Origin of the sequence: Pseudoalteromonas sp. MMG005, assembly GCF_018101015.1 — a bacterium.
Classification (GTDB): Bacteria; Pseudomonadota; Gammaproteobacteria; order Enterobacterales; family Alteromonadaceae; genus Pseudoalteromonas; species Pseudoalteromonas aurantia.
In genome coordinates, this window is sequence record NZ_JAGJEK010000030.1 from 14,070 (window position 1) to 31,344 (window position 17,275).

General features: G+C 41.8%; 14 protein-coding genes. 8 read left to right on the forward strand and 6 right to left on the reverse strand.

The window, feature by feature from the left end; translation table 11 throughout:
• The first annotated feature begins 5 nt into the window (after nucleotides 1-5).
• Genes J8M01_RS20930 through hisC form a run of 8 tightly spaced genes read left to right on the forward strand, consistent with a single transcriptional unit; the run spans nucleotide 6 to nucleotide 9,556 of the window.
• Entirely contained in the window at nucleotides 6-740 is a 735-nt protein-coding gene (locus J8M01_RS20930) for an ABC transporter ATP-binding protein (RefSeq protein ID WP_211059224.1), read from the forward strand.
• A complete protein-coding gene (locus J8M01_RS20935; protein WP_211059225.1) occupies nucleotides 734-2,134 on the forward strand; it encodes a DUF3526 domain-containing protein in 1,401 nt (466 codons plus the stop codon). Before J8M01_RS20930 ends, J8M01_RS20935 begins: the two co-directional genes overlap by 7 nt.
• Nucleotides 2,131-3,597: a DUF3526 domain-containing protein gene (locus J8M01_RS20940; RefSeq protein WP_192507937.1), complete on the forward strand. Its 1,467-nt coding sequence runs from the start codon at nucleotides 2,131-2,133 to the stop codon at nucleotides 3,595-3,597. Before J8M01_RS20935 ends, J8M01_RS20940 begins: the two co-directional genes overlap by 4 nt.
• Nucleotides 3,594-4,949, forward strand: a complete 1,356-nt coding sequence (locus J8M01_RS20945; RefSeq protein WP_211059226.1) for a lysine/ornithine decarboxylase — start codon at nucleotides 3,594-3,596, stop codon at nucleotides 4,947-4,949. Before J8M01_RS20940 ends, J8M01_RS20945 begins: the two co-directional genes overlap by 4 nt.
• Nucleotides 4,950-4,990: 41 nt before the next feature.
• Entirely contained in the window at nucleotides 4,991-6,037 is a 1,047-nt protein-coding gene (locus J8M01_RS20950; RefSeq protein ID WP_211059227.1) for a cysteine synthase family protein, read from the forward strand.
• Between the two features lie 14 nt (nucleotides 6,038-6,051).
• Nucleotides 6,052-7,038 carry an ornithine cyclodeaminase gene (locus J8M01_RS20955; protein WP_211059228.1) on the forward strand — a complete coding sequence of 329 codons (987 nt, stop codon included), beginning with the start codon at nucleotides 6,052-6,054 and terminating at the stop codon, nucleotides 7,036-7,038.
• Nucleotides 7,032-8,417 carry an MATE family efflux transporter gene (locus J8M01_RS20960; protein WP_210997728.1) on the forward strand — a complete coding sequence of 462 codons (1,386 nt, stop codon included), beginning with the start codon at nucleotides 7,032-7,034 and terminating at the stop codon, nucleotides 8,415-8,417. The genes J8M01_RS20955 and J8M01_RS20960 overlap by 7 nt, the downstream gene beginning before the upstream one ends.
• Nucleotides 8,414-9,556 carry a histidinol-phosphate transaminase gene (gene hisC, locus J8M01_RS20965; RefSeq protein WP_211059229.1) on the forward strand — a complete coding sequence of 381 codons (1,143 nt, stop codon included), beginning with the start codon at nucleotides 8,414-8,416 and terminating at the stop codon, nucleotides 9,554-9,556. Before J8M01_RS20960 ends, hisC begins: the two co-directional genes overlap by 4 nt.
• A 65-nt stretch (nucleotides 9,557-9,621) precedes the next feature.
• Here the strand turns inward: hisC and J8M01_RS20970 are convergent, their stop codons facing one another.
• From J8M01_RS20970 to apt, 6 genes are all read right to left on the reverse strand, one after another.
• Nucleotides 9,622-10,572, reverse strand: a complete 951-nt coding sequence (locus J8M01_RS20970) for a DUF1015 family protein (protein ID WP_211059230.1) — start codon at nucleotides 10,570-10,572, stop codon at nucleotides 9,622-9,624.
• 313 nt (nucleotides 10,573-10,885) lie between these two features.
• Complete coding sequence (locus J8M01_RS20975) at nucleotides 10,886-11,662, reverse strand: hypothetical protein (protein ID WP_211059231.1); 777 nt, start codon at nucleotides 11,660-11,662, stop codon at nucleotides 10,886-10,888.
• Nucleotides 11,663-11,793: 131 nt separating this feature from the next.
• Complete coding sequence (locus tag J8M01_RS20980) at nucleotides 11,794-13,305, reverse strand: SH3 domain-containing protein (protein ID WP_211059232.1); 1,512 nt, start codon at nucleotides 13,303-13,305, stop codon at nucleotides 11,794-11,796.
• A 320-nt stretch (nucleotides 13,306-13,625) separates the two neighbouring features.
• Entirely contained in the window at nucleotides 13,626-13,952 is a 327-nt protein-coding gene (locus tag J8M01_RS20985) for a YbaB/EbfC family nucleoid-associated protein (protein WP_010365021.1), read from the reverse strand.
• A 59-nt stretch (nucleotides 13,953-14,011) separates the two neighbouring features.
• Nucleotides 14,012-16,408, reverse strand: coding sequence for a DNA polymerase III subunit gamma/tau (gene dnaX, locus J8M01_RS20990; RefSeq protein ID WP_211059233.1), 2,397 nt, complete (start codon nucleotides 16,406-16,408; stop codon nucleotides 14,012-14,014).
• A 1-nt stretch (nucleotide 16,409) separates the two neighbouring features.
• Nucleotides 16,410-16,955, reverse strand: a complete 546-nt coding sequence (gene apt / locus J8M01_RS20995; protein WP_192507949.1) for an adenine phosphoribosyltransferase — start codon at nucleotides 16,953-16,955, stop codon at nucleotides 16,410-16,412.
• Between the last annotated feature and the right edge of the window lie 320 nt (nucleotides 16,956-17,275).

Sequence of the window (17,275 nt, forward strand, 5' to 3'; positions counted from 1 at the left end):
AATCAATGACAACAAATCAGGACGTAATAATTGAGATCAATCAACTCAGTAAGCACTTTGGTGATTATCAAGCGCTTAATGATGTCAATCTAACGGTCAAACAGGGTGAAGTCTTAGCATTGCTAGGCCCTAACGGTGCAGGTAAAACAACCACGATTAATTGCCTTTTGGGCTTTTTAAAACCCGATAATGGGCAAGTTCGGATAGCTGGGATTGATCCGCAACAGAATGTGGTCAATGCCAGAAAAAATTTAGCTTACATTCCCGAGCAAGTTGCGTTGTATCCACGTTTGAGTGGCTTGGAGAACTTAGTTTATTTCAGTAAAGTGGCAAAAGTTGAAAAATCTGAGCAAGAATTCAAAGCACTGTTAGAACAAGTTGCCTTGCCAGCACACGCCTTCAATAAGCCAGTCAATAGTTACTCAAAGGGCATGCGACAAAAAGTGGGCATTGCAATCGCCATTGCAAAACAAGCCAAAGCATTAATTTTAGACGAGCCTACCTCAGGCCTTGACCCCTCAGCCAGTTATGAATTTAGTCAATTAATTCAGCAACTCGCCAAACAAGGCGTTGCTATATTAATGGCAACCCATGATTTATTTAGAGCACAAGAAGATGCCCATTCAGTCGCCATTTTAAACCAAGGTCGCTTGGTCGATTATCTTAACTTTGAGCAAATACAAACTGTGCAGCTCGAGTCTGTTTATTTAAAACACATTAAGGCGGAACCGTCATGTTAATGATCACCATGAAAAAGGAATGGCTTGATTCATGGCGGCAAGGACATGCATTGTGGATAAGTTTGATTGCTTTAATGCTATTACTAATAGCTTGCGTTACGAGCTGGCAAAGCTTTCAAGTTCAATCAGCAACCAAATCAGCCGTTGCTCAGTCAGAGCGTGATCGCTGGTTAGAGCAAGGGGAAAAGGGCCCTCACTCTGCTGCGCATTACGGTGTTTATGTATTAAAACCAGAGTTACCTCTGGCCATGGTTGACCCTGGCTTACGAGACTTTCAAGGCAATGTGCTTCGATTAGAAGCCCATAAGCGTAATGACACGTTATTTCGCCCCATTCAAGATACTATTCCCATGCAACGCTTTGGCAGCTTGTCACCGTCATTTGTACTGCAAATATTATTACCCTTGTTAATCATACTGGTGGGTTACCCAGCTTTCTCAGGTGAACGTGAGCAAGGCACTTTAAAGCAGCTCCTCGCGTCAGGTTGCTCTTCAATACACCTGTTTATTGCCAAATCAGCAGCGCTATTTTCGGTTGCCGCAATTGTCCTTATTCCGCTGTTTGCATTTTTACTCTACAGCAGCATCAGCGAACAACACGCTCAAGTGTTACGCAGTGCTTTATATGCCTTGAGTTATTTAGTGTACCTGAGTACTTGGTGCGTCATGGTGGTTGCAATCTCTTGTTGGTTATCTACCGCTCGACGCACACTCATTGTACTATTAGCTCTGTGGGCAATCAGCTGCTTATTAATACCCAAAATAGCAATGACTCATGCCAGCAACCAATACCCCATTGAATCTGGGCAAGCGTTTCAATCTAAACTTGAATCTGAGGTATATACACCTGAGCGACAACAGGCCATTGCCCAATTCAAGCAAGAGACATTAACTACCTATGGGGTTAGCTCAACCGATGACTTACCTTTTGACTGGTCTGGTGCGCAATTACAATTCGGCGAACAGTATTCAGATAAAGTCTTTGATCGACTCTTTGGCGCGCGCTCAGAGCAGCTAAACGCACAGTTCCAATACTATCAAAGTACCGCACTATTAAGTCCATTTATCGCAATACAAACCATTTCTATGGGGCTCGCTGGTTCAGACCACACCCACCATCACAATTTTGAAGTTGCGGCAGAAAAATACCGCCGAGTAATGCAGCAAACACTGAACTTCAATCAACGCGACCATGCTCATAAAGCCACCAGCCACTACGTTGCCGATAAGCAGCTATGGCAAGCGATCCCTGAGTTTGTATATCAACCGCCCTCATTCTCTCTCATGAGCGGACATTACCTTGTTGCGCTATGCGCGCTTATTGGCTGGTTACTATTCTCTGGAGTATTGGGAAGTTACTCGCTTTACCTACTGCGCAAGGAAGTACAAAGATGAACCGATTAATTATTACCACTGAACTCAAAAATTTATGGCGCGAAAAACTCACTGTTGCGGTGCTATCTATTACCCTGATTTTTGCAGCGCTGTCTTTTTACAACGGATATCAGTTTAGTCAAGCACAGCATGCGGTTATTGACATCGCTCAGCAGGAGCAACTCAGCGCAATAGAGACCGCACAAAATTCACTCACGCAACGCCTATCAGAGCAAGGGTCTATTAAATGGTGGGAAGACATTTATGATTTACGAGGCCAAGCTTTTTATTTGATGGTCAACTATGCCACCAAGCCGCCATTAGCAACAGCCCCTATCGCGGTAGGTCAAGCTGATGTATTCCCCTACTACTTTCGGATGCTCATAAGTGAAAAGCAAAATGTGGTACAGCAATATGATTATGTAAACCCATTACAATTATTACTTGGACAATTTGATCTAGCGTTTGTGGTTATTTACATACTCCCATTGCTCATCATTGGGCTAAGTTATAATGCGTTAACGCAAGAACAGCAAACAGGTCAGCTAAGAATACTGTTATTGCAGGGGATCAATCCGCAACATTTATTAAAAAACCAGCTACTTGTCAGACTTTCACTGGTACTGGTACCATTTTTACTCTGTAGCAACAGCTTATTGCTATTGAGCAATAAAGATTTCACTATTCAAAATAGTCTGATCTTTTCCCTCATTGTCAGTCTGTATTGTTTATTTTGGAGCTATCTAGCTGGCTTTATTGTCAGTAAAGGTAAAAGTACCGCAACAAATGCGGCTATATTAGTCGCATGTTGGTTGGCATTTGTGATTATTATCCCCGCCACATTAAATACGCTGAACGGAGCAGCAAATCCAACGCCTTCGAGAATACACTACGTTGATTCACTGCGTGAGCAGGCAGACAGTGCGAAAAAAGCCAGCGAGAAAACGTTAGCTAAGTTTTTCCAAGACCATCCAGAATTGGCGTCAACTAACGACAACCCCAGTGACTATGCCACAAAAAAAATTGCCACAATCATTGCTATTGAGCAAGCTATGCATGCTTTCGATCAGGCGTTTTTACAAATTCAAGATCAACAATCTCAGTATGCACAAGCATTTAAGTTACTGTCTCCAGCTACTTTAGTTTATTCGGCCTTAGTGGACTTTTCTGGAAATGGCTTAACCAGACAGCAAGACTTTATGCAAGCCGTTGCACAGCATCATCAAGCGCTGCAACAGTTCTATAAAACACAGATTGTTGCTGCCAGTCAGCGCGGTGATTTCACGCCTTGTCGTGGCTGTAATGCAAGACCAACGCTTAAAGATTTAACAGTGATCCCACAGTTTAAAAATACGGTTAACGACACGTCTCCCCCCCCTTGGTCATTAATATTATTGGTGTTGGCTATATTTGCCCTCAGCTTAAAAACCAACCAAAGAGTGATACAAATTGGCTCTGCCCAATCTCAAGAGGTACGAGTATGAGCAAGGAGCACTTTACAGCAATAACACACCCTCTGGTTGAACAGTTGCTTGATACTCATAAGGAGAAAATGTTTGAGTGGGCGTACGGGCTTGGTGCCCCCCTGCATGTGCTTTTTCCGCAAATATTTGCGGAGAATGTGGCACGTATTACGTCGGTACTTACAACTCATCAACTGAAGCATCAAATTCTTTATGCTAAAAAAGCCAATAAGTCTCAATGTTTTATAACGCAAAGTTGTGCATTAGGCTTAGGCGTGGATGTGGCCAGTATTGAAGAGTTTGAATTGGCGTTAGCGGGCGGGGTTTGTGGGGAGAAAATTGGGGTATCTGGACCCCATAAATCTCACGAATTACTCACCCTTCTTGCCATAAGACACAATGCATTGGTTGCAATTGATTCTATCAATGAACTTAAAAGCGCGATTGAGATTGTACGCCACACCCAACATGCAACCCAGAACATGTCGATACGTATTCTACTCAGAGTACACCCCAGCAAAGACACAAACAGCCGCTTTGGTCTGGTGCACGCAGAAATAGAAGAGGCACTTTCGTACTGTGTTGAATATAAAAATCATACATTGTTACAAGGATTTAGTTGCCATTTAAGTGGTTACAATACCCAGCAAAGAGGACAAGCTATTCATTATATGTGTGACTGTATTAAGCGTGCAAACCACCTAAACTTAAACGCCGATGTGATCAACATTGGCGGCGGTTTGCCTATCTCTTATTTGAACTCCACACAATGGCAAGATGCATTAGATTATGAATATTTTCATAAAAACCGACAGTTCAGTGGCTTCTACCCATATCACTGTGCCCAACCAGGTGCTGATGCATTGGCGCAAATTCTATTAACGCCCAACCAAGCTGGGCAAACCGCAGCTGACGCAATCAACTCGCTATCGCTCACGCTCATGCTAGAACCTGGCCGCGCCTTGCTTGATCAAGCGGGTGTTAGTCTGTTTTCTGTACAAGGTAGTAAGCCATTACACGGTACCTCAGATTGTCATATTGCAACACTTTCAGGTACCAGCTTGTCATTATCAGAACAATGGTTCAATAGTGAGTTTTTGCCTTCTCCAAGGTTGCTTTCAAAAGCCACGCCTTCGTCACCGAGCCCAGTCAGAGTTGCCTTTGGCAGCGCAACATGTTTAGAAGATGACATGATCAGCTGGCGCTATATTCCACTACCGCATTTACCAACAGGCAATGACCTTATGGTTTATATCAATACCGCTGGCTACCAAATGGACTCTAACGAATCTGAGTTTCATTCCATGCCAATACCTAGAAAAATAACAGTGAGGTGGGACTCACCAAACATACACTGGCAATTAGAGCGCTAGCCTTTCACTGACAATTTATAGACATTATAAGGAGCATATTTATGATTATAAATACGCAGGAAAACTGCACAAAAAATTCAGCAACTTCGGCCTATCGCAAGGTCTCTCAAAGCATCGGCAATACACCTTTAATGGAGTTCATCGTTCTGCCAAATGGCAGTCGAATGTATTTAAAATTAGAACAATTTAACCCCACCGGCAGCGCCAAAATTCGTATGGCTAAGTCCATGCTTGATGAAGCTGAACAAAACGGCTTACTTAAACCAGGTGGCCGCATTGTTGAATCGACCTCAGGCAATACAGGTGTCGGTCTTGCTATGCTCGCCGCTGAACGTGGTTATCATTTCACCGCGTTTGTTGATAACCATGCTGCAAAGGACAAAATTAATAATATGCGTGCATTTGGTGCTGAGGTCGTTTGTGTTAGCGACGAAGGTAATGATGGCCTAGCTACCGACGTGCGTGATGCAATGGCTGAACAAGTTGCCAAAGAACAAGGCGCGCTTTGGACGGCACAGCATAACAATTTTGCCAATAGCCGTGGTTATACTGAACTGGCCAAAGAAGTTGTAAATCAAATTGGTACAGGTATCACTCACCTTGTTGCCGCAGTCGGCACTGGCGGGTCATTGTGTGGCACGACTCGCGCGCTGCGCGACCTAGGTTGCCATTCGCTCACAACATTGGGCGTTGAGCCAATCGGCTCTGTCATTTTTGGCGGCCCAGGGGCCAGTTATCATCAGTCAGGTACTGGTACACCTGAAGGCGCAGAAATTGGTGCCTTAATCGAATACGACTTGATAGATCAGGGTGTCAAAGTATCAGATAAACAGGCATTTAACACCGCGCGTTACCTCACAAAGCATTACGCATTAATGGTAGGTGGTTCAGCAGGTGGTGTCATATATGAAGCATTAAAATCTATCCAATCAGCCCCTGCAGGCAGCATCTTTGTGGTACTTGTGTGTGATGGTGGTGAAAAGTATTTAGATACCGTATTTAATGATCAATGGATGACCGAGCATCAATTATTTGACCCCCAATTAGATCAACAACTCAGTGACCTACTGCAACAACTTAAAGCCTAAAGGAATGACATATTATGACAACTACACAAACCAACTTGCCCATACTCAACGCAGCATTACTCGAGTCACTTGCCTTTCCATATCAGCAAGTTATTGATGTCGTTGAGCACGCTTTCAAAGCCATCGACCACCCCGACTCAGCCAACCCGCTAAAAGTCATCATGACCCCAGAGGATGGCCGTTCCATTGCCTATAGTATGGCAGGGCGAGATGCTTCCAGTAATACCGTCGGCTTTAAAGTCGTGTATGAGTTTGACCCTGACAGAAGTCGTGGCAATTACCAGTTCTATTCATTTATCTTTTTATGTGACGACAGCACGGGTACCCCTGTGGCATTAATGGATGTAAAAGAGCTGGGCCCTATGCGTACCTCGGCCACTTCCGCGTTATTCGCAAAAGCCGCAGCCACTTCAGACGCACGCAGCGCACTCGTCGTTGGTACTGGCGTGCAAGGTCAAATTGCTTTACCCATGTTAGTGAGCGCAATGCCACAACTCAATAAATTAGCGGTACATGGCAGTTATGAAGCGGGTATTACTAATGTTCAAAACAAACTTAAACACCATCACCCTGACTATGACGTTGAGGTTTCGAGCGACTTAGAAGCATCAGTACGACAAGCAGACATTATTCTCGCTGTGACAGGTTTATCCGCAAAAGAAAACATTAAATATGAATGGTTAAAACCCGGAGCAGTCGTCATATTAGTCGGCTATGGCATCGACAAAGACGTGTTACACAAAGCGGATAGATTGATCACCACTGATGCTGAACAAATGAAAGTCACCGGTGACGATTTACTCAATGAACAGGGCGAACTCCCTGAAGTTGATGCCACACTCACTGACATTCTCAATGGCGAAAAACCGGCTCGTAACCACCCAGACGACATTATTTTTGTCTATAACAGCGGTATGATCATTACTGATGTTGCCTTGGGTCGTGCTGTCGCTGAATTCGCTAAAGCAAGTACTCAAGTAGAGGAAGTGTCATTATGGTAGCCACATCACCCTCTATATTTGATGACCTGAAAAAGGTCAGCACACTCGCTGGCCCGCTAATATTAACCAATCTATTATATGTGGCTATCGCCACTATTGATTTGGTGATGCTAGGCATGCTCAGCCCACTCGACTTAGCTGCTGGTGGGTTAGCCATCGGTATTTTTAACCAATTTAGAACCATGGGGACTGGGGTTGTGACCGCCACTGGCAACCTTGTATCTTATGCCGAAGGCAAAGCGCAAACCGAAAAAATAACCCCTTTGCTCAATGCCAGTTTACTGATCGGTACACTCATCGGCGTTATATTTGCTTTACTCATGGCGAATATAAAACCTTTTTTGCTATTCATAGGCACACCTGAGGTGCTTGCTGAGCAAACAGAAACTTACTTAGTAGTTGCTGCGCTGGGCTTAGTGCCTTGTTTCTGGTTTCAAAGCATCCGTCATTTTAGTGTTGGCTTAAAATCACCCGGACCGCTCATGATGATCACGGGCGTATCAGTAATACTGACTGTTATATTAAACTACGGTTTTATTTTTGGTCATTTTGGCCTACCTGAATTAGGTTTTCTTGGTGTGGCGGTTGCAACCTGTATCGTGCTCTACCTATCATTTTTTCTGTTTGTGATCATTGCCTGTAAAAATCAGGTGCTCAAACCCTATATCACATGGAAAGTATGGAAAACAAACAAAGAGTCACTCTCAAAAACATGGCATATGGGCTACCCCATTGGCGCAACCTATGGCTCTGAAGCTGGCTTTTTTACCGTACTGGCCTTATTTGTCGCCACGTTAGGTATTAGTGAACTTGCAGCACACAACGTCGTGAGCCAAATTGTCTACATTGTATTCATGATAGCCGCTGGACTTTCTTCTGCATGTTCAATTTATGTCAGTGAAGCCCATGCGAAATCTGACAAAACCCATGCCAAACGTGTTGGCCACTTTGGTTTGCTATTCGGTGCGAGTATCATGGGTGTCATCGCAATTACATATGTTTTACTGCCCGAATTTATTTTAGCCCCCTTTCTCAGTGCCACTGAATTACAACAATCAAATGTCGTTGCTATTGCCACTCAGCTGTTATTGATTGCGGCTGTTTTACAAGTCTTTGATGCATCGCAAAATATTGGTGTAGGCATACTCCGTGGTGTCGGTGACGTTAAAAGTGCATTTTTCTTATCGATTCTTGGCTATTGGGTTATTGGTCTGCCGGTCGCATGGCTACTAAGCAGTTATATGAACCTTGGCATAAATGGGGTCTGGTACGCACTCACTCTTGGATTAAGTGTCACCGCGTTATCACAATTATGGATGTTTAATTATCGCGTCAAAAGCTTAGACACTGCCGCTGAAATACAAGGACAACAAGCATGATAACCACGCATTCTATCGCCTTTACCGACCAGCAAGTCAGGCAAGAAGTTGCACAACTTCCCGCTTATGGCGCAGGTCAAACGTTAGTGCAAGCTGACATGCTGTATCCTGCTAAAAATATGGTGAATTTGTCTGTAAATGAAAACCCATTCGGCGCCAGCACTGCCGCGCTCAATTTGGTGCAAAGTAAGCTTAGCGACATGAGTTATTACCCAGATAGCCAATGTACTGAATTGAAAAGTACACTTTCCGCCAAGCTCAACGTACCCAGAGAACATCTGGTTATTGGTAACGGCTCAGAAGATATTTTATCTATGCTGTGTAAAGCGTTTATCAATCAGGCCGATGCTGTGTTTGTGGCCAAACCTGCCTTTGCTTTACACCCCATTTACGCCAATATGATGGGAGCCAATGTGACCAACATCCCAATGGATGAGCACTTCGACTACGATGTCACAGCGTGGGTAAGTGCCATTAAAGCACACCCTAACCTCACAATGCTGATGATTGCCAATCCTTCAAACCCTGTCGGATGCACGTTAGACGATGCTGGATTGCAAGGTATTATTGATGCCTGCCCGAAAGACACCTTTATTTTAATTGACGAAGCCTATTGTGAATTCGCTAACAACAGCCATAAGTTCGCTGATAGCTTAGCAATACTCAAAAAGCAAAATCGACCCTTTGCAATACTGCGTACTTTTTCAAAAGCATATGGCTTAGCTGGGCTGCGTGTAGGATACGGTATTATGTCTGACACCCATATTGTTGATTATCTAGATCGGGTGAGAACCCCATATAATGTCAACAACCTCGCACAAGCGGCGGCTATCGCGGTACTGGAAGATAGCAGTTACTTAAACGATACCGTTGATTTGGTTAACAACGAAAGAGAGCGAGTTCGCAATGAAGCAGAATCATTTGGCTACTTTGTTGCACCAAGTCTTGCAAACTTTCTCTTTATCAATGTGCGTCAACCAGCAACGCATGTTGCAGATATATTTTTAGAAAATGGGATCATGATAAAGCCTTGGAAAGAATTTGGGTTCGAGCAATTTATACGCATTTCCATTGGCCTACCAGAGCACAATGACCGCGTTATAAAGCTACTTTCAAAATTGGCCTCACACGAAACGTAAGGTACGAGAGCTCTAACTATGTGCATGATATCCATCATGCACATTCACACTGCTCACTCAATGCGTTAGGCACAATCAACTGTAATACGCTCTAATACCGCTTGTGATACGGGTTTATGTATAAAATACGTCGACTTTTCAGGAAAGTACTCTCCATGTTGCGCCGCATTCAAAATATCAGACACTAAAGGCGCTTGAATACCAATATGCATAAATAGCCCACTGCTGTCTTTGTGACACTCTTTACTTGACTGACAATAAAGTACCTGCGGTAATGCAGCGATGGCGCAGCGAATAACCCGCTGAATTTTGAGTGAGTCAGACTGATATATCTGCAATGTACTTGGGCCTACTTCGTCGTTATTAAGACAATACGGATAAGATTGACCATTTATCTGTAACATATAGTGAGGTGTGGCGTTATCAACCGTGCGTGTAATGTCATATTGACTAAAATGTTGATCAATATAGTCAACGCTCACTGGCGCTGACAAGTGTACTTGCAAAGTAAAACTATCAACCCATGCTTGAGTTTTAGAGGTGATCCATATTGGCAAGTCAATCTTATGTTTACTGGGTAAACTCGCTGCAAATACACGATGATGTCCGTCAGCAATCAACAGCTGCTGTTGCTGTAATAACGTATTTTGCAACCTAGACTGCAACTGTTCGTTATTAATATCATACACTCGGTGTTTGCTTTTACCACGCCCCCCCACACTCGGCTCAAACCATGTTTTCACTAACGTACACTGCGAGTGCCAGTCTAATACGCTAAAATCAATATCAGCAATTAACATGCAAGGCGGTAATGTGTTAGCAGACTGCGCCAGCGACTTTCTCAAAGCCAGCGCGTGCGAGACACTCACCGCTTCATGCCCTAGCAGACGTATTGACGAGCTTCCTTCATGTGCGTCTTGATGTGAGTAAAGTGCCAATATCCCTACTGCTTTATACCCATTGATATCAATTTCATAAAATGAAAAGCGTTTATCTCTATGTGGTTTAATTGCCATGTTATCATTGTATCCTTCCAAATATAGATACAATATAACATATCAAATCAATGACTGAAGATACAATTAAACGAGACCAGTGAGCCAGACTTAACCAACATTAAATGGCCTAACAGAAGACATGTGATAAATAATGAAAAAGCGCTCGTATAAAGAATAAACAAGCACCATGTATCAGCCCCTCTTTTGAAGGGCTAAATGGCTAAGGCAGACAAAAAGCAATAGTTGTTGAAAATTAATAGGAGTTCCGAAACCTAGTCTATCTATAGCGTCCTCAAAGCCAAGTACACTATGCCTCCATCCTTGTTTATTACTATGACATAAATACCGATATTAACGTCACCCATTGCTTTTCAAGCTCAATCAATGAATACCCTGTTTTCACTTTTACGTCTGCGCCAGCATATATTTCGAGGTAAGTAGTCAGTCCAAATCGCTCGATTAAAAACTGCGTGAAAGCCCCCTCTTGTAAATAAGCCAGCTTTCTACCTAACCCCGTTTTAGCACTGTGCCTGACGTTTTCAGCCTCAGCAAGGCGAATTAGCTGGCCATATTCCGTTGCTGCCACGGCAACCGCACGATAAAGGTCGTGGCCAAAATCAGGGTACTCAGGCACAGCACCAAATCTATGCTGCAAAAATACCGCAATTCCATCATCAAAGAACCTATCTTCATAGCCATTTTTCTTCTGCTTTCTATACGCACTCACAGCATAAACATGAGTCAGCTCATGAATAACGGCGAGCCCCGCGTTAGCCCCTTTAACTTTCTCTGATAATACTTCTTCAGAAAATGTTTGAAGCACTCTTTTTTCAGGTAAATGGATGGTATTCCAATCTTGATAAGGTATACGTTTTTTCTTTGAGATATAAACAATGAGCGGCTCTTTGATTGGCGTACCATGATAGCTTGTCGACTGATTCAAATAGTTCAAAACAATCGCCCGCTCTTTTTCTATTTGCGTCGCAAGTTTTGCGACTATTTCTTTAGACACATTTGCATCATATTCCACCGTGAAATTATCTGACTTATAGGTCAACCCAAATGCGTTTAAACTCAATACAGTAATTAACACCCATACAAACTTCAAAATATATTCCTTGTTGTTAACTTAATTTTAATTATATTAAACACGTACCAATACGTCATAAACAGTCTAATCAGCGTTATTTCTTTGCAAAAGAAAGTAGGCGGCATGCTCGGGATTAAGAGGATTTTTCTTCATAGCTGCTTCATCCACACTTTTCTTATTACACACCGAGCACCGACACAAATTACGTTCTCATCTATCCCTAGCAACCTAAGTTTAATATTGTTATTTATATCAAGTTGTGAAATTCGGTTACGCTCTAGACCGATAATTTCTAACTCAAGATTGTTACTGAAGTCAATATTCTCAATTTTATTTCTATCTAGTACTAGCTCTATCAGGCTACTATTTTCAGCTAAGTCAATCTTTGTTAGCTGGTTAACATGCGCTCTAAACCTCTTCAGTTCAGAATTATTGCTCACATCTATTTCAGCTAACGCATTAAACCCAAGAAATAAACTGACCAACTTTTTATTGTTTTCTACATTTATTCTTTCCAGCGCATTATGCTCAGCATAAAAAAAGACTAATTCAACATTATTAAAAACGTCTATTTCATTAAGAAAATTGTTATTCGCAAGAATCGACGTTAACTCTAAATTATTTCTAACATTAAGTTCCTGAAGCTGATTACTTTCAACGATTAAAGTCTTGAGGTTTTCATTCAAGCTCAAATCCAGCTCAGCGATATTGTTATTACTGATATCTAGATTATTTAGTTTTAGGTTTTTACTAACATCAAGTGCTGTAAGCTCGTTATACTCTGCGTAAAATTCAACTAAATGAACGTTATTTGTTATATCTATTTTTTGCAGGTTGTTGTTGCCTACTGATAAATTTTTAAGCCGTTGATTTCTAGATAGTTCAATATCAACAAGTTCATTATAAGTAACAGACAATTCTACTAACTCAGGATTTTCCGTCACGTTTACAGACGAAAGTTGATTTACTGAAAGGTCTAATACTTCTAATCTAATATTATGTTTAGTGTCAATTTCTTTAATCTGATTACCGCTTAATCTGGCTTCAATAAGTAAACGTAAAAATTCTATACCGCGAGTTGATTCAATTTTTCTTCGTGCACAATTTATACTTGTAACATCTGAAGCCTGGGTGTGATTTTCACTTAAGCATTTTAAGAAGTTAGGATCTGCGATTACATCTTTTAAAAGTGGGTTGGTATCTTTTGCATACTTTGTATGTATATATGCTGGTTTAGCGTCATACCATAATTTGGCCCACATCCCTTCTTTCGCTTGTAATGCCCACAAAGATTTTTCAGGAGCCACGCCTATTTTCTGCGTATATTTGTTGCTACTTTCTCTGACATTAACATGGCCAGTCTCTGTATTCATAATTTGAACACATTGCCCCGATACAGACTTTAAGTAACCCTTTCTATAGACCCAATATTGTTTATTTTTAAACCAAACACGACTCCAATTTCCTTGCTGTTCGGTTTCAACATATTGTTGCCCAACCTGCAAATATCCTATTTTCTTACTATTCTTAGTTGGCATTGAACGTACATTAACGTTTTTTGCTACTTCCATGATAGAGCACTGTAAATCTGTACTCGCTACAACAGCTGTATTGCCAAAAAGAATACAAATACAGAGCAACCAAACAAACTTAAAATTCATAAACTGCCTCTTCCATAAAGTCAAAAATCGACATATGATATTTTAAAAATATCACCATGTGAAATTAATTATTCAATCTTATTAAGTTAAAGTTCAGTCTCTAGAACAGTCCGCTCTCAAGTTGTAAATCAAGAGGGTAAGATATACCGAGGTTATTTTGTTAAGTAACAATGCATAGGTTCAAAGCACTAAACTATATGCAGACTGCAATAATGAATCAAACCCTAATACAGAAGCAAGTTTTTTATGAATCTTCCTCTACTAAAATAACCTACAAAAAACCCAAGCATTAGCTTGGGCTTTCATATCAATCCAAATTATTAAAACGGCATTTTCATACCAGGTGGTAATTGCATACCGCCTGTTACATCGGCCATTTTCTTCTCTGACGCTTCACCTACACGACGTACTGCGTCATTCACCGCTGCTGCCAGTAAATCTTCAATCATATCTTTGTCGTCTTCCATTAGGCTCTCATCAATTTCAACACGACGTACATTGTGGCTACCTAACATAGTCACTTTAACTAGGCCAGCACCGGCTTCACCTGTTACTTCTAAATTTTTAATTTCGTCTTGGGCTTTTTGCATGCGCTCTTGCATTTGCTGCGCTTGCTTCATCATGTTACCCATTCCACCTTTAAACATAAACTTTCTCTCTTACATCAAATCAAAACTGGCTAAAAGATAAGGGCTATTGTAACGAATTACAACGCCTGAATCGTATTTTCATCAATGATCGCAGCAAATTCTTGTACGAACTGCACGACATTCTCATCTTGGTTAATAACATCCACAGCTTGCTGGTAGCGCTGTGCGTCTATTTTTTGCTGAATCAAAAACGGGGAATCTATTACGCCTGGGGCAAACACAATGTCTACCTCAACTTCATACCCGTATATTTCACTTAATGAAGCAATCAATTTCTGTCGTAAAATTGCGCTGTCTAAGTGTTGCTGCGACGCATCTACATCCAACTTAATACTGTTATTTTCTTTATTAAAAATAGAATGTAACGCAAATTGTCGCATTCTACCACCAAGCCCCATTCGCTTAATTAAATGTGCCCATTCATCTTGTTGATGAGCAAAACGAATATCACTAATTGGACTGGTAAAATCTTCAGGTATTTCGACTGCTTGAGCAGCTGGTTCTGGTTGCTCTGCCTTTTTCACTGGCGCTATTTGCTCTAATAGTTCCGGTGCTAAATTTTCGGTTTTCGCTTGATGCTTTTGCGCAAACGGAATTTTCTTTTCAGGTTTTTCAACAGTAACCGCGCGTTTATGCTCGTGTGTATGCGGCGCACTATGCGCCGTCGGCTTTTTTGGCTCTTCGCCTTTTGGCTGTAAAAGTTGCCCTGCCCCAGAAATATTACGATTTTGCAATATTTTAGCAATTGCCGAATTCGCATTCGCTTGCTTAACTTGTAAGGAATCACCCTCTACCTGAGGCACTGTAGACGATTGAGTATTGCTATTGTCTGCAGGCTGCTGAGTACTCTGGGTATTTTGAGATTCACTAAACCCTAGCTCAACCGCTTGCGACATTAGCTCGCTGTATTCATTTGCAATATTCTGTTCTGCACTGTGTTCAGCGGGCTGGTCATTATTCTGTTCAATAAATGCCTTATCCAGCGCAGGGGTGGCTGCAAAGCTTTCAACTACGTCAGGTGCATTAGCTGACAACTCTGGAGAGTGCATATCAACTGTATTAACATTGTTAGATGTTGCTGATTCAAAAGCCGCAGCTTGGTTAACCGAGGTGTGCTCTATCACGCCATGTTCAGCGATTGCAGGTGCAGTGACTTCATGCTGCGGTTGTTGCTCTGCTGTTTGCTGTTTCGTATGCTGATCAACTTGTGGCTGTATTACTTGAGATGCTGCTTGAGAGTCAGATACAGAGGGCTGTGGTGGTTGGCTTTGTTGTTTTGCTGGCTTATTAAATAACGCACGTAAATCACCTACCTTTGACTTACTTGTTGTGACTTGTTCTGTGGATGGTGTGCTTGATTGTGATATATCACTTTGTTCAAACGCCAACAAACGTAGCATCACCATTTCAAAACCCAGTTTTTGCTCTGGCGCCCATTTTAAGTCTTTTTTACCATTGAGTAATAATTGGTAAAACAGTTGTACTTGATGTGCATCAGTTTGCTGCATAATAGCGAGAACATCAGCTTCTTCAAATTGACTAAATTGCACGGCCTGAGGCACAAGCTGCGCTAATTGGATCACATGGCATAGCGCAATTAAATCATCTAGCACACTAATGAAGTTGCCATTTTTTACAGCTATATTTGCGACTTCAGTGAGTAATAACTCGCCGTCTTGACATAAAACAGCTGACAATAAGAGTAAAGCATGACGGCTGTCCATCAGTCCGAGCATTTGTTGGACTGCAACCACATTTAAGTCACCATTGGTTTGTGCTATAGCTTGGTCTGTTAAACTGAGGCCATCTCGCATACTGCCATCGGCTGCTTTGGCCAATATTTGTAACGACTGCTCGTCAAAGGTCACGTTTTCTTGCGGTAAAATGTGCTCTAGCTGAGCGGTGATTTCACCTTGAGACAGTGCATTTAAATTAAATTGCAAACATCGCGATAAAATCGTGACTGGCAACTTTTGTGGATCGGTTGTCGCCAATAAAAACTTAACGTGCTCGGGAGGCTCTTCAAGCGTTTTAAGCAATGCATTGAAACTATGCTTTGACAGCATATGTACTTCATCTATTAGATAAACCTTATATCGGCCTCTTGTTGGTGAATATTGTACATTGTCTAAAATTTCCCGTGTATCTTCTACTTTTGTGCGTGACGCTGCATCGATTTCAATGAGGTCAATAAACTTACCAGCTTCGATATCTTGGCAGCTACTGCACTGTCCACACGGATTAGACGTGATCCCTTGATCACAATTAAGGCTTTTTGCAAAAATACGGGCGATGGTCGTTTTACCAACGCCTCGGGTCCCAGTGAATAAATAAGCGTGGTGCAACCTTTGCTCATTGAGTGCATTGACCAGTGCTTGCTTTACATGCGCTTGGCCAACTAATTGATGAAAGGTTTGTGGACGCCACTTTCGAGCTAGGACCTGATAACTCATATTATTCGCCTTCGTACTCGACCAACGTAAACACGTTAATACCAAGTTCTTTAATACGCTTCTCGCCACCAAGGCCCGGTAATGAGATAACAAACGCGCCATCCGTTGCCTTACCGCCTAAGCGCTCTACCAATTTAGCGGTTGCTTCAATTGTGCCACCTGTTGCTAGTAAGTCATCAACTAAGAGTACTTTATCACCCTCTACGATTGCATCGGTATGTAACTCTAAGGTGTCTTCACCGTATTCTAATTGGTAAGATTGACTGATCACTTCACGTGGTAATTTGCCTGGCTTACGTACTGGAATAAATGGAATACCTAATGCGTACGATAAAGGCGCACCAAAAATAAAGCCGCGGGATTCTGTCCCTATTATTTTTGTAAACCCTTGCCCTTGATATTTCTCAATAAAGCAATCGATGGTTGCTTTAAGTGCTTCAGGGTTAGCGAGTAGCGTTGTTACATCGCGAAACATGATCCCAGGTTTAGGGTAATCTGGAATAGTTACAATACTGTCTGCAATTAAAGACAAATTAGCTTTCGTCATAATAAGGAACTTTGTTAAATAAATTATCAAAGAAGTGATTATAACAAGAATGGCTGAACATGAAATGCCCGTTGCTATGTTTATCAAATTAATACGTTTGAGTGCTCAAACAAACAACAAAAAAGGCTGCACATTGGCAGCCTTATGATATAAACAATGTGATTGGGTTTATGCGCTTAGGCTGATCCAACCTAAAATCCCATTTAAACACCCTACCACTGCAAACACCGCTAAAAATGCAAAAAAATATGTTGCATTAAATGGGTCTTTGAAATCACCTTCAGACATAGTAATTACCTTAATTTTTAGCACGACAAAAC

Bases quoted from the DNA above. Each gene is read 5' to 3' on its own strand.
- J8M01_RS20930 (WP_211059224.1), top strand. From the start codon at position 6: ATGACAACAAATCAGGACGTAATAATTGAGATCAATCAACTCAGTAAG.
- J8M01_RS20935 (WP_211059225.1), top strand. From the start codon at position 734: ATGTTAATGATCACCATGAAAAAGGAATGGCTTGATTCATGGCGGCAA.
- J8M01_RS20940 (WP_192507937.1), top strand. From the start codon at position 2,131: ATGAACCGATTAATTATTACCACTGAACTCAAAAATTTATGGCGCGAA.
- J8M01_RS20945 (WP_211059226.1), top strand. From the start codon at position 3,594: ATGAGCAAGGAGCACTTTACAGCAATAACACACCCTCTGGTTGAACAG.
- J8M01_RS20950 (WP_211059227.1), top strand. From the start codon at position 4,991: ATGATTATAAATACGCAGGAAAACTGCACAAAAAATTCAGCAACTTCG.
- J8M01_RS20955 (WP_211059228.1), top strand. From the start codon at position 6,052: ATGACAACTACACAAACCAACTTGCCCATACTCAACGCAGCATTACTC.
- J8M01_RS20960 (WP_210997728.1), top strand. From the start codon at position 7,032: ATGGTAGCCACATCACCCTCTATATTTGATGACCTGAAAAAGGTCAGC.
- hisC (WP_211059229.1), top strand. From the start codon at position 8,414: ATGATAACCACGCATTCTATCGCCTTTACCGACCAGCAAGTCAGGCAA.
- J8M01_RS20970 (WP_211059230.1), bottom strand. From the start codon at position 10,572: ATGGCAATTAAACCACATAGAGATAAACGCTTTTCATTTTATGAAATT.
- J8M01_RS20980 (WP_211059232.1), bottom strand. From the start codon at position 13,305: ATGAATTTTAAGTTTGTTTGGTTGCTCTGTATTTGTATTCTTTTTGGC.
- J8M01_RS20985 (WP_010365021.1), bottom strand. From the start codon at position 13,952: ATGTTTAAAGGTGGAATGGGTAACATGATGAAGCAAGCGCAGCAAATG.
- dnaX (WP_211059233.1), bottom strand. From the start codon at position 16,408: ATGAGTTATCAGGTCCTAGCTCGAAAGTGGCGTCCACAAACCTTTCAT.
- apt (WP_192507949.1), bottom strand. From the start codon at position 16,955: ATGACGAAAGCTAATTTGTCTTTAATTGCAGACAGTATTGTAACTATT.